The organism is Serratia sp. BFP-2025 (assembly GCF_050880365.1).
Taxonomy (GTDB): domain Bacteria; phylum Pseudomonadota; class Gammaproteobacteria; order Enterobacterales; family Enterobacteriaceae; genus Serratia; species Serratia surfactantfaciens.
In genome coordinates this window covers 175,454-198,003 of record NZ_JBPAFV010000005.1, presented here as the reverse complement: position 1 = coordinate 198,003, position 22,550 = coordinate 175,454, and the positions used below count along the sequence as shown (strand labels likewise).

Sequence of the window (22,550 nt, the reverse complement as noted above, 5' to 3'; positions counted from 1 at the left end):
GATTTTCCTGCTGTCTGGCTCCATGTTAGAGATTCATACGCATTTTAAGGCTCGCCCCCGCGGCGGGCCTCAACGCTAATCAGGACTGCCCTATGACAAATCCGTTGCTGACCCCGTTTTCCCTGCCGCCGTTCTCGGCGATCCGCCCTGAAGATATCGTGCCTGCGGTGCAATCCGCTCTGGCGGACTGCCGCGCCGCGGTAGAGCGCGTGGTCGCGCAGCCGGGGCCGTTCACCTGGGACAATCTGTGTCAGCCGTTGGCGGAGTCGGACGATCGCCTGTCGCGCATCTGGTCGCCGATCGGGCACCTGAACTCGGTGAAAAACAGCCCGGAGCTGCGCGCCGCCTATGAACAGGCGCTGCCGCTGCTGTCCGAGTACGGCACCTGGGTCGGCCAGCACGAAGGGCTGTACCAGGCCTACCGCAGCCTGAAAGAGGGCGCGGCGTTCGAGGCGCTGAGCGTGCCGCAGCGCAAGGCGGTGGACAATGCGCTGCGCGACTTCGAACTGTCGGGCATCGGCCTGTCGGCGGACAAACAGCAGCGCTACGGCGAGATCGTCGCGCGCCTGTCCGAGCTGGGTTCCACCTACAGCAATAACGTGCTCGACGCGACCATGGGCTGGAGCAAACTGATTACCGACGAAGCGGAACTGAGCGGCCTGCCGGAAAGCGCTCTGGCGCAGGCGCAGGCGATGGCGCAGGCCAAAGAGCAGGACGGCTGGCTGCTGACGCTGGATATGCCGAGCTACCTGCCGGTGCTGACCTACGCCGACAATCGCGCGCTGCGCGAAGAGATGTACCGCGCCTTCGCCACCCGCGCTTCCGATCAGGGACCGAACGCCGGCAAATGGGACAACAGCGAAGTGATGGCGGAAACGCTGGCGCTGCGCCATGAGCTGGCTCAGCTGCTGGGCTTCGACACCTACGCCGACAAGTCGCTGGCGACCAAGATGGCGGAAAGCCCGGAGCAGGTGATCGGCTTCCTGAGCGATCTGGCCAAGCGCGCCCGTCCGCAGGCCGAGCAGGAGCTGGCGCAGCTGCGCGCCTTCGCCAAACAGCACTATGGCGTGGACGAGCTCGAAGCCTGGGACATCACCTATTACGGCGAAAAACAGAAACAGCACCTGTTCTCCATCAGCGACGAGCAACTGCGCCCGTACTTCCCGGAGCAGCGGGTGGTGGAAGGGCTGTTCGAAGTGGTGAAACGCATCTACGGCATCACCGCCAAAGAGCGTAAAGACGTCGAGACCTGGCATCCGGACGTGCGCTTCTTCGATCTGTTCGACGCCGACGGCGAGCTGCGCGGCAGCTTCTACCTCGATCTGTACGCCCGCGAAAACAAACGCGGCGGCGCCTGGATGGACGACTGCGTCGGCAGCCTGCGCAAGGCCGACGGCACGCTGCAAAAACCGGTCGCTTACCTGACCTGCAACTTCAACCGCCCGCTGGGCGACCAGCCGGCGCTGTTCACCCATAACGAAGTGACCACGCTGTTCCACGAATTCGGCCACGGTTTGCATCACATGCTGACGCAGATCGATACCGCCGGCGTCTCCGGCATCAACGGGGTGCCGTGGGATGCGGTCGAGCTGCCGAGCCAGTTTATGGAAAACTGGTGCTGGGAGCCGGAAGCGCTGGCGTTTATCTCCGGCCACTATCAGAGCGGCGAGCCGCTGCCGAAGGAAATGCTCGACAAGCTGCTGGCGGCCAAGAATTACCAGGCGGCGCTGTTTATCCTGCGCCAGCTGGAGTTCGGCCTGTTCGATTTCCGCATGCACTTCGAATACAGCCCGGAAAAAGGGGCGCAGATCCTGCCGACGCTGGCGGAAGTGAAGAAAATGGTGGCGGTGGTGCCTTCGCCGAGCTGGGGCCGCTTCCCGCACGCCTTCAGCCACATCTTCGCCGGCGGCTACGCGGCGGGTTACTACAGCTATCTGTGGGCGGAAGTGCTGTCGGCCGACGCCTACTCGCGCTTCGAAGAAGAGGGGATCTTCAACGCCGAAACCGGCAAATCCTTCCTCGACAACATCCTGTCGCGCGGCGGTTCGGAAGAGCCGATGGCGCTGTTCAAACGCTTCCGTGGCCGCGAGCCGCAGCTGGATGCTATGCTGCGCCATTACGGCATTAAAGGATAACCCGACACGTGAGCGTGTGTTTATTGTGTGAAGCAGGCGCCGATCCCGGCGCCTTGTCTGTTTTGGCGCAGCGCTGGCGGCTGGCGTCTGATGACGACGCGCCGATGGCGCTGGTATTGACCCCGCAGCGGCTGGAACTGCGCAAGCGCGACGAGCCGAAGCTCGGCGGGATCTACGTCGATTTTGTCTCCGGCGCCATGGCGCACCGGCGCCGCTTCGGCGGCGGCCGCGGCGAGGCGGTGGCCAAAGCGGTCGGCATCAAGGGCAGCTACCTGCCGGACGTGGTGGACGCCACCGCCGGGCTGGGGCGCGACGCGTTCGTGCTGGCGGCGCTGGGCTGCCGGGTACGGATGCTGGAACGCAATCCGGTGGTGGCGGCGTTGCTGGACGACGGCCTGCAGCGCGGTTATCAGGATGCGGAAATCGGCCCGTGGCTGCGCGAGCGTCTGACGCTGCTGCACGCCTCCAGCCTGACGGCGCTGGCGGATCTCAGCCCGCGTCCCGAGGTGGTGTATCTCGATCCGATGTTCCCGCACAAGCAGAAAAGCGCGCTGGTGAAGAAAGAGATGCGGGTGTTTCAATCGCTGGTAGGCAGCGACGATGACGCCGACGGCCTGCTGGAACCGGCGCGCCGTTTGGCGACCAAGCGCGTGGTGGTGAAACGCCCGGACTACGCACCGCCGCTGGCCGACGTGCCGGCGCATGCCGCCACGCTGACCAAGAGCCACCGCTTCGATATCTACATGCCGCTGTAATCTCTGCCGGGCCCGCGTGTCGGGCCCTCAACGCTGTTCCCGCAAACTTTTCCCTACGCCGCCGCCCGGATGCACCGCCAGCAAGGCGTCCTTGTCATAACCGCTGCGCGCCATCAGGCAGGCGCAGGCGGCGTCGAAGATCGCCAACACCAGCACAATTGAGGTGGTGGCCAGCATGTTCAGCGGATCTATCTCCTTCTGCACTCCGGTAGCGATCGTCAGCTGCGCCGCCTGCGCGATGGCGGAATGCGGATTTTCCGTCACCGCGATCAGCGTCACCCCCTTGGCCTGCAGCGTCGGCAGCAGGCGGGTCAGCTCGTCGGAATTGCCGCCGCGCGAGATCAGGATCAGCAGATCGTCGGCGCGCAGAAAGCCCAGATCGCCATGCGCTGCGCCGGTGGCGTCGAGATAGACCGCCGGCCGCTCCACGCAGGCCAGCATATGGGCTATCTTGCGCGCCGCAATCCCCGAAGTGCCGACGCCAGTGACGGCGATTTTACCGTGGCAGTCGGCCAGCAGCGCCAGCAGGCGCTGCCAGGTGTGCGCGTCGAGGCGCTCGCCCAGCTGCGCCAGCTCCTGGCTGTAGGTTTGCCAGCCCTGCACGGCCTGCCGCCATTCCTGCTGCATCACGCCTCCTCCTGCATCAACCGGCGGTATTTCATGTGGTCGTTGTACAGCTCGTGGAATACCCGGTATTTGCGGTCGTAGTAGCTTTTTATCTGGTTGGTCTGCGGCGTGACCGTCTTGCCGATGCGGCTCATGGCGCTCATCGCCTCCGGCAAGGTGTCGAACACGCCCGCCGCCACGGTGCCCATCATGGCACCGCCCAGCAGCATCGCTTCGCTCTCCTCCGGCAGCAGCATGGCGCAGCCGGTGGCGTTGGCGTGCTCCTGCACGAAGATCGGGTTCTTGGTGCCGCCGCCGCTGGCCATGATGGTGTCGATGCTGTAGCCGCTGTGGTTCATGGTTTCGATGATGTGGCGGGTGCCGAGCGCGATGGCCTGAATGGTGGCTAGGTAGTGCAGCGCCATGTCCTCCGGCGTGCGCGACAGCTTCAGCCCGGTCAGGATGCCGGTCAGCGTCGGGTTGGCGCGCGGCGAGCGGTTGCCGTGGAAGTACGGCAGCATATGAATGTCCCGCGTCAGGAAAGCGATGTTCTCCGGCTCACCGGCCATGCGGCGCAGAATGGCGTTCAACACCTCATAAATGGTCTGGCCCTGGGTTTTTGCCTGCGCCAGCAGCTCCGGGTAGCACGGGTGCGACTGGATGACATGATCGATCAGCGCGCCGGTGGCGGACTGGCCGCCTTCGTTCAGCCAGTATTCCGGCAGGATCGCCGAATAGTACGGCCCCCAGACGCCACCGATAAAGCGCGCGGTGCGCGACATCGCCATATGGCCGGTGGAGGTGCCGCCGATCAGCGCGACACGACGGTTGAAGTCGGCCACTTCACCGGAGACGCCGGTAGCGCCCAGCGTGCCGAGGGTGCCGGCGTGCGCGTCGATAATCGATACGCTCACCGCCGTGCCGGCGATCAGGCCCATTTCGCTGGCGGCGCGCTGGGTCAGGCCGTGGCCCAACGGTTCACCCATCATTTTGACGTCGCTGCCGATCTTGGCCGCGTCGTGTTCCAGCAGGTCTTCCAGCCCGATCTGCTGGAAGTAGCTCTTGTCCCAACGCTGTTCGTGGCCGAGATAGGTCCACTTGCACACCGTCGAGCACAGTGAACGGGTGGCGTCCTGGGTGGCGCGCCAGGTGAGGAAGTCCGGCAGATCGAACAGGTAGCCGGCGTTGGCCCAGGTGGTGGGCATGTGCTGTTTCAGCCACAGCAGTTTCGGCGTCTGCATCTCCGGCGAAATGATGCCGCCGACGAAATCCAGCACCCGGTGTTTGGTGGCGTTGATGCGCTCGGCCTGGGCGATCGCCCGGTGATCCATCCACACGATGATGTTCTGCTCGGTGCGGCCTGAAGGGCTGACGGTCAGCGGTTTGCCTTCTTTATCCAGCACCACCAGCGAACAAGTGGCGTCGAAGCCCAACCCTTTAACCTGGATCGGGTTGATGTCGGCCTGGTTGACCGCGTCGCGCACCGCATTGCACACCGCCTGCCAGATGTTATCCGACGACTGCTCGACGAAATCCGCCTTTGGCCGATACAGGTCGATGGCCCGGCTGGCCTGACCGACCATGCGGCCGTTGAGATCGAATACGCCTGCGCGCGCGCTTCCGGTGCCCACATCTACGCCAATAAAATAGCTCGCCATTATCTGTTTTCTCCTAAGCTTTTCGATTCTGTAACGCGATAAACAGGATCAGCACGCCGCCCCACAGAGCCATGGTCAGGTAGCTGCTGACCCCCAGCAAATTGAGGCCGCTTTCCAACATTTGCAGCACGATCAGCGCCAGCACCAGACCCAGAATGCGGCCGAAACCGCCGTCCGGGTTAATGCCGCCCAGCACCGAGGCCAGAATGGTCACCAGCAGATAAGATTCGCCGTAGCCGGCCTTGGCCGAGTTGAACTTGGCCATCATCAGTAGCGCGGCGCCCCAGCCGAGCAGCGCCGACAGGATATACACCGCGATCTGCACCCGCGCGGTGTTCACGCCGCTAAAACGGGTGGCCTGCTCGTTGGAACCGAGCAGGTACAGGCTGCGGCCCAGCGTGGTGTGCTCCAGCAGCAGCCACAGACCGATCGCCACCAGCAGGAACAGGATCAGCGCCACCGGCACGCCGAGCACGGCGCCGTTGCCGAGAAATTGAATCGTCGCCGGGAAGCCGGAGATCACGGCGCCGTTGGTCAGCAGGATATTCAGGCCGGTGATCAGGGTCATGGTGCCGAGCGAGGCGAGGATCGGCGATACGCCGATCCAGGCCACCAGTGCGCCATTGAGCGCGCCGATCGCCACCGCCACCAGCAGGCCGGCCAACAGCGCCAGCACCAGGAACAGCGGCTGGTCGGGATGGCTGACGATGATCGCCGCCATCACCAGCGAACAGGCGTTGGCGCCGGCGATGATCGACAGGTTGATGCCGCCGGTCAGCATGGTGATGCCCATGCCGAGCGCCAGCAGGCCAAGGATCGGCAGTTGCGAAGCGATCGACTGGAAGTTGCCGAGGCTGAAGAAGCGCGATCCGAGCAGCCCGGCGAACAGCAGCGCCACCGCGATGATGATCGCGCCCTGCAGGCGAATGATTCGATCGCTTGGGATCAACCGAGTTAACTGCGTCATGTCAGATCTCCTTGAGCAGCTTGCGTTTTTCGTTCCAGGCGGTGGTGCTGATGCTGATCAAAATGATCGCGCCGCTGAATACCTGGTGCCAATAGGCCGAGACGCTGAGCAGCGTCAGTCCGTTTTGCAGGAAGGCCAGCAGTACCACGCCGAGCAGGGTGCCGGTCAACGACCCGCGGCCGCCGCTCATGCTGGTGCCGCCCAGCACCACCGCCGCCAATACCGTCAGCTCGAAGCCGAGCAGCGAGTTGGGCGCCACCGATTGGGTGATCTGCGCCTGCACCACCGCTGCGACGCCGGCCAGGATGCCCATGTAACCGTAGACGCAGAAGTGCAGCCGCAGCAGGTTGAGCCCCAGGCGCGACGCCGCGTCGCGGTTGCCGCCCATGGCGTAGATCTGGCGCCCCAGCCGGGTACGGTTCATCAGCACGCCGGTGACGACGATGGTCGCCAGCAGGCACAGCAGCGGCAGGGTCAGGCCGTAGTCGTAGCCGTCGGCGCCCTGGAACGAGAACCAGTTGATGCCGTTCATGAACCAGTCCGGGAAGCCGTACAGCCAGGTGCCGTTGGTGGCGTACACCAGCAGGCCGTAGAACAGGTTGAGGGTGGCGATGGTGATGATGATCGCCGGCACTTTCAGCCAGTACACCAGAAAACCGTTCACCAGCCCGAGCAGCAGGCCGACGCCGGCAGCCAGGACGAACGCCAGCGGGAAGCTGCCGCCGTGCTGGATCACCCAGCTGGCCATCACATATTGGGCGATGGCGGTGATGGCCGGGAACGAAATGTCGATGCCGCCGGCGATCAGCACCACGAACAGGCCGCAGGCCAGGATGCCGAGAATGGCGTAGCTGGTGGCGACGTCGGTCAGGTTGCCGAGCGTCAGAAACTCGTCGGTGCCGGCGCTCAGGCCGATCGCCAGCAGCAGCACCAGCAGGCCGAGATAAAACTCGTGCCGCCCGGCCAGGCGGGCCAATAATGACTTATCCATTCACCACCTCGGCGATCTGTTGTTCGGTACTCTGGTGCGGCGCGAATTCGGCGATCAGCTCGCCCTTGCGCATCACCATCACCCGATGGCTGTTGTAATAGGCTTCCGGGATCTCGTCGCAGATCATCAGCACCGCCATACCCAGCTGCGCCAGATCGCGGGCGATCTGGTAGATCCCCTCTTTGTTGGCGATGTCTACGCCGACGGTAGGCGAGTCGAGGATCAGGATCTTCGGCTGAGTCGCTACCCATTTGGCGATGGCGATGCGCTGGGCGTTGCCGCCGGACAGGGTCTTCACCGGCAATGCGCTGTCGGACACCTTGATGTTCAAATCGCGGATCAGCCGGTTGACCAGCTCGGTCGCTTTGGCGTGATCCAGCAATCCAAGCGAGGTATGCAGCCGATCGAAGACGGTGACGATGGTGTTGTCGTAGATCGATTGATCCATGATCAGCCCCTGCGTCAGACGATCCTCCGACACATAACCGATGCCGTGGCGCACCGCTTCGCGGTTGTTGTGCAACTGTACCGCTCGGCCCTCGATGCGGATCTCGCCGCTGTCCGGCCGCGTCATGCCGAACAGGCTGAGGCACAGTTCGGTGCGGCCGGCGCCGAGCAGGCCGACGATCGAGACGATCTCGCCGCCGCGCAGCGCCAGATTGACGTTGCGGTATTTCTCGCCGCGGCTGAGGTTGCGCACTTCGAGCAGCGGTGCCTGTTCGGTTGACGGCAGCGGCGGCAGCGGGCTGTAGTGGAAGCGTTGGCCGGTCATCAGGAACGCCAGTTCATGGCTGTCCAGTTCGCTGGCCGGCCAGGTACCCACCAGCTTGCCGTCGCGCATCACGCTGATGCGGTCGGCGACTTCCATCACTTCATCCAATCGGTGGCTGACGAACACCACGCAGATGCCGGCGGCCTTCAGCTCGTTGACCACCCGCAGCAGGCCGTCGACCTCCTGGCGGGTCAGCGAGGCGGTCGGTTCATCCATGATCACCAACCGCGCCTCGGCGGCGATGGCGCGACAAATCGCTACCAGCTGCCGATCGGCGATCGACAGTTTTTCCACTTTTTTATCGGGGTCGATACGCACGCCGACCCGCGCCATGGCGTCCAGCGCCGTCTGGCGCATCAATCGCTGGCGTACCCAGAAGCGGCCGCCGGGCAGGTAGCTGTGGATGGCGATGTTTTCCGCCACCGTCAGGTTAGGGAACAGCGACAGGTCCTGATAGATCACCTGTATGCCGTAATAACCGGACAGCTGCGGCGTCAGGGCGTGGAAAAGTTTGCCTTCCAGCGAAATATTGGCGCCTTTTTCCGGCTGATAGACGCCGGAGATGATTTTAATAATGGTGCTTTTGCCGCAGCCGTTTTGCCCGGCCAGGCAGTGCACTTCGCCTTTATTCAGCGTCAGGTTGATCTGGTCTAATGCCAGCACGCCTGGGAATCGCTTGCTGATATTCTCCAGGGTGATAAATGCGGGGGAGGTTGTCATAACGTTAACCTGTGCTTGCGTAGCGGCCGAAGCCCTGGGCGCAGCAAAGCTGCGCCCCTACGAGGGTTTAACTACTTTCCCGGTGTGGCGAAATTACGCGAAAAATCAGAATCCGAGCGATTGGGCGTTGTCTTTGGTGACTTCCAGAATCTTATTAAACCGAATCACTTTGTGCTCCATATCGACGTCGGCCTTGCCCAACCCCTCGATCGACAGATCTTTATTCACTTCTTTGCCCTGCAGCAGCTGATCGGCCACCGTGACCAGCGCATAACCGGCATCTTTCGGATCCCACAGCAGCGCTTTCTTGATGTCGCCGCGCATCAGGTAAGGGGCGGCCTGCGCCGGCATGGCGATGCCCACCACCGCGATTTTGTCCTTGGCGCGCTTCTTGGCCACCGCCTGGCCGGCACCGATCGGGCCGAGCGAGCCGAAGCCGATGATGCCCTTCATCTGCGGATAGGTTTTCATCAGATCCAGCGTGGTGGCGTAGGATTTGTCGATGCTTTCCGCCACCGGCAACCGCGAGGTGACTTCAAACATGTCCGGGTATTTTTCTTTCTGGTATTTGATGGCGGAATCGGCCCAGGCGTTGTGCAGCGGTACGGTCAGCGAACCGACGTAGATCGCGTAACCGCCTTTGCCGCCCATGTCTTTCGCCAGCTCATCGACGTTGGCCTGCGCGTATTTCTCGCTGTCGATGGTCTCGATGTCCCACTGGCCGATCTGCTGGTCCGGGGATTCATGGGTCAGCACCACGATGCCTTTGTCGCGCGCCTTTTTCAGCACCGGCTCCAGCACCTTGGCGTCGTTCGGCACCACGATGATGGCGTTGACGTTCTTGGCGATCAGATCCTCAATCACCTTGACCTGCGCGGCCGGATCCGGCGTAGCAGGGCCGGTCTGATAGGCGTTGACGTCGAGTTTTTTCGCCGCCTCGTTAACGCCCGTTTCCATGCGGTTGAACCACGGAATGCCGGTCACTTTGGCGACCACGGCGATCTCATATTTATCAGCGGCGAACACAGGTGTTGTCGATAACATGCACGCAGAAACCACACATGCATTTAATAATGCGAGGTTAAATTTCATTAGCTGTACCTTTTTTTATCTGTAGGGGTGGCGGTTTTTCCACCGCTGCAGATTACAAAGGAATGGAAGAGGGGGCGTAGCTGAAGTTAATAAAATGTGATCTGCGCACATTTAAGTAAAATATTGACGGGTTTGTTGTTAAATAAATGTTTAATTATTTGGCAGTGGTAAATTTACTACCGATTAAATGGTAGTTTGAAACCATTTGATAACTTAAGATTAACAAATTGAGATCATTTTGACGGCGTGAGGGCGGAAAAAAATGCCGGCGCAGAGGCCGGCATTGAAGCATTTAATCGATGTGTGAACAAGATCACCTTTGCGGCGATTACAGCACGCCCTGCGCCAGCATGGCGTCGGCGACCTTGACGAAACCGGCGATATTCGCGCCGTGTACGTAGTGAGTTTGCTTGCCTTCGCCGCCGTATTCCACGCAGGCGTGGTGAATATCCGCCATGATATGTTGTAAACGTACATCCACTTTCTCCGCCCGCCAGCCGATGCGCGCGGCGTTTTGCGCCATCTCCAGCCCTGAGGTGGCCACGCCGCCGGCGTTGGCCGCCTTGCCCGGCGCGAACAGCACCCCGGCGTCGAGGAAGGCGTCGGTGGCCTGGATGGTGGTCGGCATGTTGGCGCCTTCCGCCACCGCTTTCACCCCGTTGCGGATCAGCGTCTGCGCCGCGTCGAGATCCAGCTCGTTCTGAGTGGCGCACGGCAGGGCGATATCCACCGGCACGTTCCACGGCTGCTGGCCCGCCAGATAGGTCAGGCCGCGCTCGCGAGCGTAATCCGCCACTCGGCCGTAACGCTGGTTTTTGATCTCCGCCAGGTGCGCCAGCTTCTCGGTGGTGAAACCATCTTCGTCCACCAGGGTGCCGCCGGAATCCGATACGGTGATCACGCGCGCGTCCAGCTCCAGCGCTTTTTCGATGGTGTACTGCGCCACGTTGCCGGAGCCGGATACCGCCACCCGCATGCCTTCAAAGCCCAGGCCGTGGCGTTGCAGCATGGCGTCGGTGAAGTACACCAGGCCATAGCCGGTCGCCTCGGGGCGGATCAGGCTGCCGCCGAAAGAGAGGCCCTTGCCGGTAAACACGCAGGCGGTATTGTTGGACAGCTTCTTCATCATGCCGGTCATAAAGCCGACTTCACGGCCGCCTACGCCGATGTCGCCGGCCGGCACGTCGGTGTCCGGTCCCAGATGGCGATACAGTTCGGTCATCAGCGCCTGGCAGAAGCGCATGATCTCGCCCTGGCTTTTGCCCTTGGGATCGAAATCGGAGCCGCCTTTGCCGCCGCCCATCGGCAAGGTGGTCAGCGCATTCTTGAAGGTCTGCTCAAAGCCGAGAAACTTCAGGATCGACAGGTTTACCGACGGGTGGAAGCGCATGCCGCCCTTGTAAGGGCCGATGGCCGAGTTGAACTGGACGCGGAAGGCGCGGTTGACCTGCACCTGGCCGCGATCGTCCACCCAGCTGACGCGGAACTGAATGACGCGCTCGGGCTCTACCAGGCGCTCCAGCAGCGCCTGTTCGCGATAGCGCGGGTTGCGTTCGATAAACGGCCACAGCGAAGTGAACACTTCGCGCACCGCCTGCAGATATTCCGGCTGGTGGGGGTTATGGCGCTGTAACGAGGACAGGAAAGACTCTACCGATGCGGCATATTCCATGGATAACTCCTTTTAGCATTAAATGTTCCCCCGCTGTTTTTTATAGAAATGGGTTTAGGCGATGCTCGGGGGGAGGATGTTGTGTCTTTAGCGACTATATCATCGGAGGGCGGTTGATTATCAAGCGATTAATCGGTGTGACGGCATGAAAAACGCCCGCATGGCGCGGGCGTTGGGCAGCTTGGTTAGCGGGCGCTTACTTTTTACTCGTCTTCTTCATCGCGCAGCGGCACGATCAGCATGTCGATGTGCACGGTATTGATCAGCTGGCGCGCGGAAGACATCAGCTTGCTCCAGAAGTCCTGGTGGTGGCCGCACAGCACCAGGTCCATATCGTATTTCTTGATGGCGTCCACCAGCACCTGCGCCAGATCGCCGCTGCCGCTCAGGGTCTCGCTGATCGGGTAGCCGGCGTTCTGCGACAGCTCGGTCAGCGCCTGATGGGTTTCCTCGGAGATGCGTTTTTGCATGTCGCCGAGGTTGACGTCGATCAGGCCGGTATAGAGATCGGAATAGTTGACATCGACGTGGATCAGAGAAACTTTAGCGTTGTACGGCCGTGCCATAGAGACGGCTTTCTCTACCAGGATCTTGCTTTCCGGGGATAGGTCTACCGCGATCAATATGTGTTTGTAAGCCATAAGAATACTCCTTCCATAAACATGCCGATTAAAAAGGGTTAGCAGGCGTTCCATGTACCCGCCTGGCGCTTTTGGTTCCATAGTATCATTCGGATAACGCAATGATATGTTGGGGCGATCACACTGCGCCGCATCGAAACGCTCTCCGCCCGATACCTTTCGTTGTACACCCGCGTGGCGTAAAAGCCTATGGGTTATGCGAATGCTGACTGTCTGACCGCTTGAATTATAAGCGTTATTAAACAAAGTATAGCGCTAAATGTGCAATCAGCGTTCCAGATGCGGCTGCAGCAGGCTTTCAAACCACTCGTGAAACACCGCCAGGCGGCGCGAACGCTGGCGGCGATGGGGATAGATCAGCGCGATCGGCATGGAGGCGGGGCGGTAATCGGGCATCACTTCCACCAGTTCGCCGGCGTCGAGCAGATGCTGCACGTCGTAACGCGGGATTTGCATCAACCCCAGCCCGGCACGGCAGCAGGCGATATAGCTTTCGGCGTTGTTGACTACCACCCGGCTGGGCAGTTCGAGCCGCTGCGTGTGGCCGTCGTCGGTCAGGTATTCCCAGGGGGATTCGCGGCCGGTTTTGGGGGAGGCGTAGCCGATGCTCCAGTGTCCTGGCGCAAGATCGCCGGGTTGCTGCGGGTAACCAAATTCGCTCAGGTAGGCGGGGCTGGCGCAGTTGATCTGCGCGATGCGGCCGAGCGGGCGCATCACCAGGCTGCTGTCGTGGAGATCGCCGACGCGCACCGCGCAGTCGACCCCTTCCTGCACCAGATCGATGGCGCGATCGGCGGAGCCGAGCATCAGCTGCAGGTGAGGATGGCGCCGCAGCAGGCCGGGCAGCGCCGGGGCGATCAGCCGGCGGGCGATGCGGCTCGGCACGTCGACGCTGAGCCGCCCGGAGGCCTGGCGCTGGCTGGCCTGAAACGACTGATCGATGTCTTCCACTTCGGCCAGCAGCGGGCGCAGTCGTTCGAGCAGCTGCTCGCCGTCGGCGGTCAGCCGCACCTGCCGCGTGGTGCGGTGCAGCAGGCGCACGCCCAGCTGCGTTTCCAGTTGTTGCACGGCGGCGGACACCGAGGCGCGCGGCACCTCCAGCGCATGGGCCGCCCGGATAAAGCTGCCCATTTCCGCCACCTGCACGAATACGCGGTATTGATTGAATCTGTCCATCTCGTTGACCTGCTGTTCCTTGGCGCCGTTCCCGACAGAAAGTGTAGCCGCATGGCGCGGTTGCGCGCGAGCAGGTGCGGGGGCGATATTTGCCCCCGCCGGGATTATTTGGTGGTGTAGCCGCCGTTGATCAGGATGGTTTGGCCGGTTACCCACCAGCCGTCGCTGACCAGATGGCGGATGAACGGCACCACGTCTTCGATATCGGTCAGGCCGGTTTTGCTGAACGGCGACAGCGCCGCCGCCGTTTTGTGGTAGGCCACGGCGTCCGCGCCTTCCGCCGGGTAGAAGAATGGCGTATCCATCGGGCCGGGGCCGACCGCGGTCACGGAGATGCCGCGTTCGCCGAACTCCTTGGCGGCGGCGCGGGTGAAATGCTCCACCGGCGCCTTGGTGCCGGCGTAAGCGGCGTAGAACGGCGTGAAGGCGCCGAGCAGCGAGGTGACCAGCGTGCAGATTTTACCGTTGTCGTTGAGGTGCTTGCCCGCCTCTTTCAGGAAGAAGAACGCAGTTTTGGCGTTGACCGCCGTCATCTCGTCATACTCGGCTTCGCTGATGTCGACCATCGGTTTTTTCAGCACTTTGCCGACGGTATTGATGGCGATATCCGGCTTGCCGACGGCGGCGATCGCATCGGCGAACAGCTTCTCGACCGCGCCCGCGCGGGTCAGATCGGCCTGCAGCGCGACGCCTTGCGCCCCGGCGGCCTGAATGGCGGCGACGGTTTTCTCCGCCTCGGCTTTGGAAGCGGCGCTGTTGTAGTTGATCACCACCGCTTTGGCGCCTTGTTCAGCCAAATCGCGAGCGATCAGCCCGCCGAGATTTTTGGCGCCGCCGGCGATCAGAACGGTTTTTCCCTTGATTGAATGGTTTGCCATAACAGTTTCCTTGGATGAACGTAACGGAAACCTGAGTCTAGCCAGCGCCGGGGGAAAGATCAGCGGCGTGCGGCGGGATAGACTATCCAGAAAAACCGACTAATTATCGGCCGGCGACAACTCGCTATCTCGCCCCGGCGGGGGGCTTTCGGCGCACGGCGGTAAATTTTATCCACTGATCAGGCCAGTTTGCGTTTCATTAACCTACAATGATGGATATGGGCCTCATCATTTCCCCTCTGAGTAGAACCACGCTGTGCAAGTTTCTCTGTGCGGTGCGGCAACGTCTTCGGAGGCGGTGGGTTATGGGCGTGGCCCGTGCAGGCAAAAAAAGGGGATGAGAGCGGTAAGCTCCAGCAGAGTATCGGGTAATGAGGTAGGGCGGTTGGACCCGGCGGATGGCCGTGGATAACAACGCCTTGAGGGGGTAATCATGATCAGTACCGTCGCGCTGTTTTGGGCCTTATGTGTGGTGTGTGTGGTAAACATGGTGCGGTATTACTCTTCTCTGCGCGCGCTGCTGGTGGTATTGCGCGGCTGTGACCCGTTGCTGTACCAATACGTCGACGGCGGCGGTTTCTTCACCGCCCACGGGCAACCCAGCAAGCAGCTGAGGCTGGTGCGCTATATCTTTGCGCAGCGCTATGTCGAGCACCACGATCCGGAGTTTATTCGCCGCTGCGAGCGGGTGCGCGGGCAGTTTATGCTGACTTCGGCTCTGTGCGGCCTGGTGGTCATCAGCCTGATAGGGCTGATGATCTGGCATTGATGTCTGTCCGTTTCCTTTGATGCAGGCAAAAAAAAGGCGGCCATTCGGCCGCCTTTCTCATGTTGCTATCGGTTAGATCAGCTTCAGCGCCACCCAATACAGCGCACCGGAAAGCAGAATCGAGATTGGCAGGGTCAGTACCCAGGCCAACAGGATGTTTTTCACGGTTTTGCTCTGCACGCCGCCGCCGTCCACGATCATCGTCCCGGCAACCGCCGAAGAGAGCACGTGGGTGGTGGAGACCGGCATGCCGGTATAGCTCGCCACGCCGATCGACAGCGCCGCGGTCATCTGGGCCGACACGCCCTGGGCGTAGGTCATGCCTTTCTTACCGATCTTCTCGCCGATGGTAGTAGCCACGCGTTTCCAGCCCACCATGGTACCGAGCGACAACGCCAGCGCGACGGCGACGATGATCCACATCGGCGCATACTCGACGGTCTGCAGCAAATCCTGACGCAGGTTCTTCAGGAAGCGCTGGTCGGCAGATGAGGTTTCCGGCAGCTTGGCGACTTTATCCGCCGTGTCGGTCACGCACATCAGCAGGCGGCGCAGGTGGCTGCGCTGCTCAACCGTCAGCTGATCGTAGCTTTGCAGGTTGGTCAGCATGCCCTGAGCCAGTTCGATCGCCGGCATGGCGCGCGAACTGTCGCAGTGGAACTCGGCCGGCTTGTTAGGTTCGGCTTCGTCATCCGGGCTTGGCACCAGCGGCGTCAACGACACCGCATGCGACAGTGCGTCACCGTGCTGCTGGTAATATTGCTGCAGGTGGGTCACGGCATCACGCGTACGGGTGATGTCATAACCGGTTGCATTCATATTGACCACGAAGCCGGCCGGCGCCACGCCGATCAGCACCAGCATGATTAGGCCGATGCCTTTCTGGCCATCGTTGGCGCCGTGCGAGAAGCTGACGCCAATCGCCGACAGGATCAGTGCGATACGGGTCCAGAACGGCGGCTTGCGTTTGCCGTCGACCTTTTCACGTTCCGCAGGGGTCATGTGGATACGCTGGCGTTTCTTGGTGCCACTCCAATAGCGGCGCAAGGCGAACACCATCACTCCCGCCACCATCATGCCGACCAGCGGCGAGAACAGCAGAGAAAGGAAAATGCCAATCATTTTCGGGACGTTAAGCGCATCCACCACCGAAGTGTGGGTCATCAGGGCGTTGGTTAAACCGACACCGATGATTGCGCCTATCAGCGTATGGGAACTGGAGGCCGGCAGACCGAAATACCAGGTGCCGAGGTTCCAGATGATTGCCGCCAACAGCATGGAGAAGACCATGGCTAATCCGTGTGCTGAACTGACGTTCAACAACAGATCGGTAGGCAACAAGTGGACGATGGCGTAAGCAACACTCAAACCGCCGAGCATTACGCCAAGAAAGTTGAACAAACCTGCCATCACGACCGCAAGTTGCGAGCGCATGGCGCGGGTATAAATAACTGTAGCGACCGCATTGGCCGTATCATGAAAACCGTTGATGGCTTCATAAAACAACACGAACAACAATGCGAGAATTAACATCAGGCCGGTATGGAAATCCAGGCCAGCGAACAAATGCAGCATAAGCGTTACGCCAGTTTGTGGACATGAACGCCGCGCATTATCAGTGACAACCGGGGCCGGGGAAAAGGAAAATATGACGTTTTTTTGATTTGGACATGACGAAACGATGGCGTGTCTATAACAAAAATATGAAATATCAACGCGTTATTCTCCTCTGACCTCTGTAATATTTTCTTACTATGGCGTTGACGGCGCCGGGGCTTTACAATCTGCCGCCGTGAATTTGGCGGTGACCGGCGGCGAAACGGCGTAATATGGCGCTCTTTTGTCGCGATTGTGGTTTTGATAAGAGAGGCTCAGGTGGAACAGTTTGATGTCGTAGTGATTGGGGCGGGCGCTGCCGGCATGTTTTGCGCCGCGCAGGCGGGGCAACTCGGTTGCCGCGTGTTGCTGCTCGACAACGGCAAAAAACCGGGCCGCAAGATCCTGATGTCCGGCGGCGGGCGCTGCAACTTTACCAACATGTATGCCGAACCGGCGGCCTACCTGTCGAACAACCCGCATTTCTGCAAGTCGGCGCTGGCGCGTTATACCCAGTGGGACTTCATCGATCTGATCAACCGCTACGGCATCGCCTACCATGAAAAAACACTGGGGCAGCTGTTCTGCGACGACTCGGCGCAGCAGGTGGTGGATCTGCTGGTCAAAGAGTGCGAGCTGGGCCAGGTGACGATGCGCCTGCGCAGCGAAGTGCTGGGCGTGGAGAAAACCGCACAGGGTTACGAACTGGCGCTGAATGGTGAAAAAGTGAGTGCTCGCTCACTTGTGGTGGCCAGCGGCGGATTATCCATGCCGGGGCTGGGCGCCTCGCCGTTCGGTTACAAGCTGGCGGAGCAATTTGGCCTCAAAGTGCTGCCGACGCGCGCCGGGCTGGTGCCTTTTACCCTGCATAAGCCGCTGTTGGAGCATTTGCAGACGCTATCCGGCGTCTCGGTGCCGGCGGTGATCACCGCCGAGAACGGCGTCAGTTTCCGCGAAAGCATCCTGTTTACCCACCGTGGCCTCTCCGGGCCGGCGGTGCTGCAGCTTTCGAGCTATTGGCAGCCTGGTGAGTATGTGAGCGTTAACTTACTTCCTGAGCTGGATCTGGCGGCTTTCCTCGATGAACAACGCCGGCAACACCCGAACCAAAGCCTGAAAAATACCCTGGCGCTGCAATTGCCGAAGCGGCTGGTGGAATGCTTGCAGATGCTGGGACAACTGCCGGAGGCGACGCTGAAGCAGCTGAATGCCCCGCAGCAGGCGGCGCTGGTGGATCTGTTGCAGAACTGGCGCGTGCAGCCGAACGGCACCGAAGGCTACCGCACGGCGGAAGTGACGCTCGGCGGCGTCGACACCAACGAACTTTCCTCCAAGACGATGGAAGCCCACAAGGCGCCGGGGCTCTACTTCATCGGCGAAGTGGTGGACGTGACCGGGTGGCTGGGCGGTTACAACTTCCAATGGGCCTGGAGCTCGGCCTGGGCCTGCGCCCAGGCGCTGGCGGCGCAGGAACGTTAAAACGCCGCTCAACCTAGAAATGCGCCGGGTCACATTGGCCCGGCATTGAGCTGATTCATTAATTTTATTTTAGTGTCATCGTCGAGAAAACTCGCCTCCAGCGCCTGCCTGTTACTGCGGTTAAAATCTTCATCGCGCCAGCCGAAGGCGTCGTGCAGCAGCTGATATTCCTTGTTCAGCGTGGTATCGGCGACGGTGCGCGCATCGGTATTCACATTCAGCCGCACCCCCCACTTTTTCAGCCGGTCTATCGGATGGTCGTCGATGCTGTCGAACAGATTGCAGGTGAGGTTACAACTGGGGCAGATCTCGAGCAGCACGCCGGTGGCTATCAGACGCTCGACGAGTGCGGGGTCCTCGATGCTCCGGACGCCGTGGCCGATACGCGACACCTGCAGCCGATCCAGCGTCTCCCGCACGCTGTCTGCGCCTTTCGCCTCACCGGCGTGGGCGATGACGTTGCCACCGGCCTCACGCACGGCGCGAAAGGCCGCCACATGGTGGGTTAGCGGATAACGCGCCTCGTCGGCGGCCAAATCCAGCGCTACCACGCCACGGCCCAGAAAGTTAACCACGAGCCCGGCGGTTTGCAGGCTGGCGGCCGCATCGAAATGCCGCAGCGTGCACAGGATCAGCCCGGCGGTGATGCCGTAAGTTTGCGCGGCGTCATGCATCGCGGCGAGCACCGTCTCGACCACCGATTCGCCGGTTAATCCCATCCGGGTATGCAGCAGCGGAGCAAAGCGCACTTCCGCATAGATGACGTTATCCGCCGCCAGCTGCGCGAACAAGTCATCGACGGCCAGCGTTATCGCCTGGCATGTCTGCAAGAGGTCTATTTGCGGCGCGATCTTGCTTAAAAAGTCCCCCAGATCGGCGCATCGCTTCGGCGCGATAAATTGCCGATTAAATGCCGCTCTGGTTATTTGCGGGTTGGCCTTCTTTACATAGTGATAGCTTAAACAGGTATCCAAATGGACGTGTAATTCCACCTTGTTTAATTTGCTCGGATCGAAAGTCATGGCGGCCACCTATTTCATTCGCGGTGAGATAACAGCGAGAACAGTTTTTCTTTAAACAGACCGGGTTTAATGCGGGTAATTACGCGCGCATTGGCCGGTTTGCCGGTCAGGTGGGTGGAATCGATGACGTAATGGCCGTAAGACCCTTCACTTTTATATTCTACCCAAGAATACGCCTCCAGACTGGTCTCGACGATGTCCGGGTAGAGCGCCACCGCCATGGTGGTCGGATCGGGTAAATCAAACCCTATACGCTCGGTGCGCCCGGCGTTAAACGCCATCAGCGTGCGGTTGCAGCGCACGGCAAAGCGCCCCAGCTCGCTGAGATCATTCAATCGAGCTATATCGCGTTGGTCGATAAACGCTTCCCCCATGCCGATCTCCCAGCCGACAAGGGTGAGCGGCAGCCCGGCAGTGAGCACCAGATGCGCGGCTTCGGCGTCGGCGTAAAAATTAAATTCGGCCAGCGGGGTGATATTGCCGGGCGTCAGCCCGGAACCACCCATGACATAAACCCTTTTCACGTGTTCGGCCAGCGCGGGCGCCTTCAGCACCGCCATCGCAAGATTGGTCAGCGGCCCGAGGGTGACGATTTCCAGCTCGCCATTGAGCCGTGCGGCACAGTCGATGATGGCGTCTACGGCATGAACGGGTTCTGCGCTCAGCTGTGGGTTCGGCAAGGCCATGTCGCCCATGCCGTCTTCGCCGTGAATATGGTGCGAGTGATAGCGCGTGCGGAAGAGCGGTTTCGCCATGCCGGCGTAGACCGGAGGGGCATAGGTTCCCGCTTTTTCCACGCAAATGAGCGCATTTTTGACGCATTGTTCAAGTGGGCAGTTGCCTGCGACGGTGGTGATCGCTTCCACCTTCACGTCGGATTCGCGCAACGCCATCAGCAGCGCGACGGCATCGTCGGAAGCGGTATCGGTGTCTATCAGAATATGTCGCATGGCACTCTCCTTGGGTGGGGTCTGCGGAGAACATACCCAGACGACCCGAGGTAAAAAAGGCCAGATGTCCTTTTTCGTTCTGAAGCGCGCCGGCTATGCTGGGCGCAGCCGAAAAGATAGGATGCAAGACGTTAACGGATAAGCCCCGGGAGTGAATCGCCGTGAAAACTGTCGGTGACAGCAAGCTAAAAGAAGCGTTTATCGACGCTCACGATCTGCGAACGGCGCTTTCGCCCCCGTTGCTGGCCGCCTTGCGCCTGGTCAGCGTCGAGGCCGGCGAGCACCTGGTGACGCAAAGCGATCGCTTGAGCCACCTATATTTGCTCGTACAGGGAAAACTGCAGGTGGAGAATTACGACGCGAACGGCATGCACATCGTCTTTTCCTTTGAAACGGATTTTTCCGTAATCGGCGATCTGGAGCTGTTCTCCCAGGCGCAGCGGTCGGTGTTCAGCAGCGTTCAGGCGGTGACGGACGCGCTGATCTTCACGCTGCCCATCGAGGTGATCAGAGATCGAGCCATGCGCGATCCCGCCTTCCTCACCTTTATGTGTCGGCAGCTGAGCGACAAGCTGCTTAACGCCTCATTGCTGCATGCGAGCGGCGGCTTAACGGCAGAATATAAGTTGCGAAAGTTTCTGTTATTTAAAATAAAAGACGAAGGCGTGCAGATTCAGCTCGAAAATCGGGAGTTGTTGGCGGGCAGATTAGGCATCTCCGTCAGGCAACTGAGCCGCGCACTGGCGCAGCTCGCGGCGGACGGCATGATTCAGTTTAAAAACAAGTCACTGCGGGTGACGGATCGCCAGCGGCTGTCCGGCCTGGAAGACAATCAGAGGGCCTAACCGATCGCCGGCCCCTTCAATTCCACGCGATTGCCGTCCGGATCGCTGAAATAAATGGACGGGCCGTCTCCCTCCGCGCCATAGCGCGATTCGGCGGGATCAACGTCGATCCCCTGCGATCGCAGATAGGCCAACAGCTCGCCCTCGTTGAAAGGGTCGATGCGCAGGCAGACGTGATCGACATTTTGCCGGTGAGGATCGGGCGCCGTGCCGCCTTTTTTCCCCAGCACGCCGTTAATGTCCACCAGATCGATCATGGCCGCACCGGCGCGCAGGTGCATCAGCCCCAAATCCGGCCGCTGTTTGGCGATATCACAGCCGACGATCTGGGTATAAAAATGCACGCTTTTCTGCATATCGCGCACGCGCAGAACCACATGGTCGATAGTCTTCAGGCTGAAAGGGCGCACGGCCATCTCCTCAAACGGAAGTCTCCTTTACAGCATAAACGGCGCTGGCGGATTTATCCTGCTCCAGATCTAAAGCAAAAAACGGCCAATGGCTTTCACCATCGGCCGCGAGCGCTTGAGCATGCTGGCGTTAGCGCGGGAAGTTGCCGCTCAGCGCATCCAGGCCGCCTTGGTAGATGCCGCTGAACAGGGCGACGGCCTCGTCGTCGCTGATGTTGACCGGCGTGAAGCTGCCCGACCATTCCACGCGCGCCACGTTGGCGTCGTCGGTGGCGTGTACCGACAGGGTGGACAGGTAATTCACCACCGGGAACGGCGCCTGCATGATGGAGTAGCTGTAGCTGCGTTGACGGTTGTCGAACGCTTCCAGCCGCTCGATGACGGTGCCGCCGTCGGCGGTGGTTAAGGTACGCACGCGGCCGCCTTCAGAAACGACGCTTTTCGGAATGAACGGCAGCCAGTCAGGCAGGGCGTCGAAGCCGCCGATCAGTTGCCATACGGTGTCGGCGGATGCCGGGATGTCCATAGAGACGGATGTATTAGCCATTTTCTTTCTCTCTTAATATCGGTTTAGGGTACGGAATTACATTGCCAGGGTGTCGACGACGCCACCGTCAACGCGCAGCGCCGCACCGGTGGTGGCCGAAGACAGCGGAGACGCGAGATAAACGGCAAGGTTGGCCACTTCATCGACGTCTGCCGCGCGCTGAATAATGGAGCTTGGGCGTTCGGTTTTGACGAACTCGTCGGCCTGATCGCGTGCGCTACGCCCGGATTTGGCCGCCGCATCCGCCAGCATTTCTTGCAGGCCTTCGGTAAAGGTTGGCCCTGGCAGGATGGCGTTGACCGTCACGCCGGTGCCGGCGAGGCGTTTCGCCAGGCCGTGAGACACCGCCAGGTTGGCGCTTTTGGTGACGCCGTAGTTGATCATGTCCGCCGGGATGGCGACGCCGGATTCGGACGACACGAAAATAATGCGTCCCCAGCCCTGTTCGGTCATGCTCTGCGCGTAGTGGCGCGCCAGACGCACGCCCGAGAGAACGTTGACGTTATAGAAGTGCATCCACTCGCTGTCGGGCACGGTAAAGAAGTCTTTATCGTTGAAAATGCCCAGGTTGTTGATCAGCACGTCGGCTTTAGGCTCCGCGGCGAACAGGGTCTCTGCCCCTTGTTCCGTGCCGAGGTCGGCGACCACGCCGCGTACCTGCGCGCCAGGCACGTTGGCGCTGATGTCGGCGATGGCGTGATCGACCCCGGTTTTTTGACGGCCGACGATCACCACGATGGCACCCGTTTTGGCGAGCCCGCGCGCGATGCCGAGACCGATACCGGAGGTGGAGCCGCTGACGACGGCGACCTTGCCTGAAAGATCCAGTTTCATCATGTACCTCATAGAGTTAATCGATGTAATGGGGC

21 protein-coding genes are annotated in these 22,550 nt (G+C 60.8%); 5 read left to right on the top strand and 16 right to left on the bottom strand.

Annotated features, from left to right (window positions below):
- Positions 1 to 92 precede the first annotated feature (92 nt).
- Together prlC and rsmJ are read left to right on the top strand one after the other, a co-directional pair.
- Positions 93 to 2,135 carry an oligopeptidase A gene (prlC, locus tag ACRAWE_RS23020; protein WP_019455242.1) on the top strand — a complete coding sequence of 681 codons (2,043 nt, stop codon included), beginning with the start codon at positions 93 to 95 and terminating at the stop codon, positions 2,133 to 2,135.
- An 8-nt stretch (positions 2,136 to 2,143) separates the two neighbouring features.
- The gene (gene rsmJ / locus ACRAWE_RS23015) at positions 2,144 to 2,890 is read left to right on the top strand and encodes a 16S rRNA (guanine(1516)-N(2))-methyltransferase RsmJ (protein ID WP_004931005.1); all 747 of its coding nucleotides are present in this window, start codon (positions 2,144 to 2,146) and stop codon (positions 2,888 to 2,890) included.
- Positions 2,891 to 2,917: 27 nt separating this feature from the next.
- On the opposite strand, the gene ACRAWE_RS23010 is transcribed toward rsmJ, so the two are convergent.
- From ACRAWE_RS23010 to ACRAWE_RS22965, 10 genes are all read right to left on the bottom strand, one after another.
- On the bottom strand, positions 2,918 to 3,517 hold the full coding sequence (locus tag ACRAWE_RS23010) for an SIS domain-containing protein (RefSeq protein WP_432525934.1): 600 nt from the start codon (positions 3,515 to 3,517) through the stop codon (positions 2,918 to 2,920).
- Positions 3,517 to 5,154: an FGGY-family carbohydrate kinase gene (locus ACRAWE_RS23005; RefSeq protein ID WP_154747665.1), complete on the bottom strand. Its 1,638-nt coding sequence runs from the start codon at positions 5,152 to 5,154 to the stop codon at positions 3,517 to 3,519. Before ACRAWE_RS23005 ends, ACRAWE_RS23010 begins: the two co-directional genes overlap by 1 nt.
- Positions 5,155 to 5,167: 13 nt before the next feature.
- Positions 5,168 to 6,121: an ABC transporter permease gene (locus ACRAWE_RS23000; RefSeq protein WP_019455238.1), complete on the bottom strand. Its 954-nt coding sequence runs from the start codon at positions 6,119 to 6,121 to the stop codon at positions 5,168 to 5,170.
- Between the two features lies 1 nt (position 6,122).
- On the bottom strand, positions 6,123 to 7,112 hold the full coding sequence (locus tag ACRAWE_RS22995; protein WP_154747664.1) for an ABC transporter permease: 990 nt from the start codon (positions 7,110 to 7,112) through the stop codon (positions 6,123 to 6,125).
- Positions 7,105 to 8,604: a sugar ABC transporter ATP-binding protein gene (locus ACRAWE_RS22990; RefSeq protein ID WP_025159884.1), complete on the bottom strand. Its 1,500-nt coding sequence runs from the start codon at positions 8,602 to 8,604 to the stop codon at positions 7,105 to 7,107. Before ACRAWE_RS22990 ends, ACRAWE_RS22995 begins: the two co-directional genes overlap by 8 nt.
- A gap of 105 nt (positions 8,605 to 8,709) precedes the next feature.
- Positions 8,710 to 9,696 carry an autoinducer 2 ABC transporter substrate-binding protein gene (locus ACRAWE_RS22985; protein WP_025159885.1) on the bottom strand — a complete coding sequence of 329 codons (987 nt, stop codon included), beginning with the start codon at positions 9,694 to 9,696 and terminating at the stop codon, positions 8,710 to 8,712.
- A 328-nt stretch (positions 9,697 to 10,024) separates the two neighbouring features.
- A complete protein-coding gene (gdhA, locus tag ACRAWE_RS22980; protein WP_019455234.1) occupies positions 10,025 to 11,368 on the bottom strand; it encodes an NADP-specific glutamate dehydrogenase in 1,344 nt (447 codons plus the stop codon).
- Positions 11,369 to 11,571: 203 nt separating this feature from the next.
- The gene (uspA, locus tag ACRAWE_RS22975) at positions 11,572 to 12,009 is read right to left on the bottom strand and encodes a universal stress protein UspA (RefSeq protein WP_019455233.1); all 438 of its coding nucleotides are present in this window, start codon (positions 12,007 to 12,009) and stop codon (positions 11,572 to 11,574) included.
- Positions 12,010 to 12,276: 267 nt separating this feature from the next.
- Positions 12,277 to 13,185: a LysR family transcriptional regulator gene (locus ACRAWE_RS22970; RefSeq protein WP_019455232.1), complete on the bottom strand. Its 909-nt coding sequence runs from the start codon at positions 13,183 to 13,185 to the stop codon at positions 12,277 to 12,279.
- 104 nt (positions 13,186 to 13,289) lie between these two features.
- The gene (locus tag ACRAWE_RS22965; protein ID WP_432525932.1) at positions 13,290 to 14,063 is read right to left on the bottom strand and encodes an SDR family oxidoreductase; all 774 of its coding nucleotides are present in this window, start codon (positions 14,061 to 14,063) and stop codon (positions 13,290 to 13,292) included.
- A 433-nt stretch (positions 14,064 to 14,496) separates the two neighbouring features.
- On the opposite strand from ACRAWE_RS22965, the gene uspB reads away from it, so the two are divergent.
- A complete protein-coding gene (gene uspB, locus ACRAWE_RS22960) occupies positions 14,497 to 14,832 on the top strand; it encodes a universal stress protein UspB (RefSeq protein WP_019455230.1) in 336 nt (111 codons plus the stop codon).
- 72 nt (positions 14,833 to 14,904) lie between these two features.
- Here the strand turns inward: uspB and pitA are convergent, their stop codons facing one another.
- Positions 14,905 to 16,407, bottom strand: coding sequence for an inorganic phosphate transporter PitA (gene pitA, locus ACRAWE_RS22955; RefSeq protein WP_019455229.1), 1,503 nt, complete (start codon positions 16,405 to 16,407; stop codon positions 14,905 to 14,907).
- A 300-nt stretch (positions 16,408 to 16,707) separates the two neighbouring features.
- On the opposite strand from pitA, the gene ACRAWE_RS22950 reads away from it, so the two are divergent.
- Positions 16,708 to 17,907 carry an NAD(P)/FAD-dependent oxidoreductase gene (locus ACRAWE_RS22950; RefSeq protein WP_211130031.1) on the top strand — a complete coding sequence of 400 codons (1,200 nt, stop codon included), beginning with the start codon at positions 16,708 to 16,710 and terminating at the stop codon, positions 17,905 to 17,907.
- A gap of 29 nt (positions 17,908 to 17,936) precedes the next feature.
- Here ACRAWE_RS22950 and add read toward each other — a convergent pair whose 3' ends face one another.
- Complete coding sequence (add, locus tag ACRAWE_RS22945; RefSeq protein ID WP_063918355.1) at positions 17,937 to 18,929, bottom strand: adenosine deaminase; 993 nt, start codon at positions 18,927 to 18,929, stop codon at positions 17,937 to 17,939.
- 14 nt (positions 18,930 to 18,943) lie between these two features.
- The gene (locus tag ACRAWE_RS22940; RefSeq protein WP_019455226.1) at positions 18,944 to 19,879 is read right to left on the bottom strand and encodes a nucleoside hydrolase; all 936 of its coding nucleotides are present in this window, start codon (positions 19,877 to 19,879) and stop codon (positions 18,944 to 18,946) included.
- Between the two features lie 239 nt (positions 19,880 to 20,118).
- Between ACRAWE_RS22940 and ACRAWE_RS22935 the strand changes: the two genes are divergently transcribed.
- The gene (locus ACRAWE_RS22935) at positions 20,119 to 20,724 is read left to right on the top strand and encodes a Crp/Fnr family transcriptional regulator (protein ID WP_432525931.1); all 606 of its coding nucleotides are present in this window, start codon (positions 20,119 to 20,121) and stop codon (positions 20,722 to 20,724) included.
- On the opposite strand, the gene ACRAWE_RS22930 is transcribed toward ACRAWE_RS22935, so the two are convergent.
- The 3 genes from ACRAWE_RS22930 to ACRAWE_RS22920 form a co-directional block, all read right to left on the bottom strand.
- Positions 20,721 to 21,140, bottom strand: a complete 420-nt coding sequence (locus ACRAWE_RS22930) for a VOC family protein (RefSeq protein ID WP_432525930.1) — start codon at positions 21,138 to 21,140, stop codon at positions 20,721 to 20,723. The two genes, ACRAWE_RS22935 and ACRAWE_RS22930, sit on opposite strands and share 4 nt — an antisense overlap.
- Before the next feature lie 124 nt (positions 21,141 to 21,264).
- Entirely contained in the window at positions 21,265 to 21,681 is a 417-nt protein-coding gene (locus ACRAWE_RS22925) for an SRPBCC family protein (protein ID WP_063918358.1), read from the bottom strand.
- A 36-nt stretch (positions 21,682 to 21,717) separates the two neighbouring features.
- Positions 21,718 to 22,515, bottom strand: coding sequence for an SDR family NAD(P)-dependent oxidoreductase (locus tag ACRAWE_RS22920; RefSeq protein WP_063918359.1), 798 nt, complete (start codon positions 22,513 to 22,515; stop codon positions 21,718 to 21,720).
- Between the last annotated feature and the right edge of the window lie 35 nt (positions 22,516 to 22,550).

Excerpts from the sequence above, each read along its gene's own strand:
- prlC (WP_019455242.1), top strand. The coding sequence starts at position 93 with ATGACAAATCCGTTGCTGACCCCGTTTTCCCTGCCGCCGTTCTCGGCG.
- ACRAWE_RS23010 (WP_432525934.1), bottom strand. The coding sequence starts at position 3,517 with ATGCAGCAGGAATGGCGGCAGGCCGTGCAGGGCTGGCAAACCTACAGC.
- ACRAWE_RS23005 (WP_154747665.1), bottom strand. The coding sequence starts at position 5,154 with ATGGCGAGCTATTTTATTGGCGTAGATGTGGGCACCGGAAGCGCGCGC.
- ACRAWE_RS23000 (WP_019455238.1), bottom strand. The coding sequence starts at position 6,121 with ATGACGCAGTTAACTCGGTTGATCCCAAGCGATCGAATCATTCGCCTG.
- ACRAWE_RS22995 (WP_154747664.1), bottom strand. The coding sequence starts at position 7,112 with ATGGATAAGTCATTATTGGCCCGCCTGGCCGGGCGGCACGAGTTTTAT.
- ACRAWE_RS22990 (WP_025159884.1), bottom strand. The coding sequence starts at position 8,604 with ATGACAACCTCCCCCGCATTTATCACCCTGGAGAATATCAGCAAGCGA.
- ACRAWE_RS22985 (WP_025159885.1), bottom strand. The coding sequence starts at position 9,696 with ATGAAATTTAACCTCGCATTATTAAATGCATGTGTGGTTTCTGCGTGC.
- gdhA (WP_019455234.1), bottom strand. The coding sequence starts at position 11,368 with ATGGAATATGCCGCATCGGTAGAGTCTTTCCTGTCCTCGTTACAGCGC.
- uspA (WP_019455233.1), bottom strand. The coding sequence starts at position 12,009 with ATGGCTTACAAACACATATTGATCGCGGTAGACCTATCCCCGGAAAGC.
- ACRAWE_RS22970 (WP_019455232.1), bottom strand. The coding sequence starts at position 13,185 with ATGGACAGATTCAATCAATACCGCGTATTCGTGCAGGTGGCGGAAATG.
- ACRAWE_RS22965 (WP_432525932.1), bottom strand. The coding sequence starts at position 14,063 with ATGGCAAACCATTCAATCAAGGGAAAAACCGTTCTGATCGCCGGCGGC.
- uspB (WP_019455230.1), top strand. The coding sequence starts at position 14,497 with ATGATCAGTACCGTCGCGCTGTTTTGGGCCTTATGTGTGGTGTGTGTG.
- pitA (WP_019455229.1), bottom strand. The coding sequence starts at position 16,407 with ATGCTGCATTTGTTCGCTGGCCTGGATTTCCATACCGGCCTGATGTTA.
- add (WP_063918355.1), bottom strand. The coding sequence starts at position 18,929 with ATGACTTTCGATCCGAGCAAATTAAACAAGGTGGAATTACACGTCCAT.
- ACRAWE_RS22940 (WP_019455226.1), bottom strand. The coding sequence starts at position 19,879 with ATGCGACATATTCTGATAGACACCGATACCGCTTCCGACGATGCCGTC.
- ACRAWE_RS22930 (WP_432525930.1), bottom strand. The coding sequence starts at position 21,140 with ATGGCCGTGCGCCCTTTCAGCCTGAAGACTATCGACCATGTGGTTCTG.
- ACRAWE_RS22925 (WP_063918358.1), bottom strand. The coding sequence starts at position 21,681 with ATGGCTAATACATCCGTCTCTATGGACATCCCGGCATCCGCCGACACC.
- ACRAWE_RS22920 (WP_063918359.1), bottom strand. The coding sequence starts at position 22,515 with ATGAAACTGGATCTTTCAGGCAAGGTCGCCGTCGTCAGCGGCTCCACC.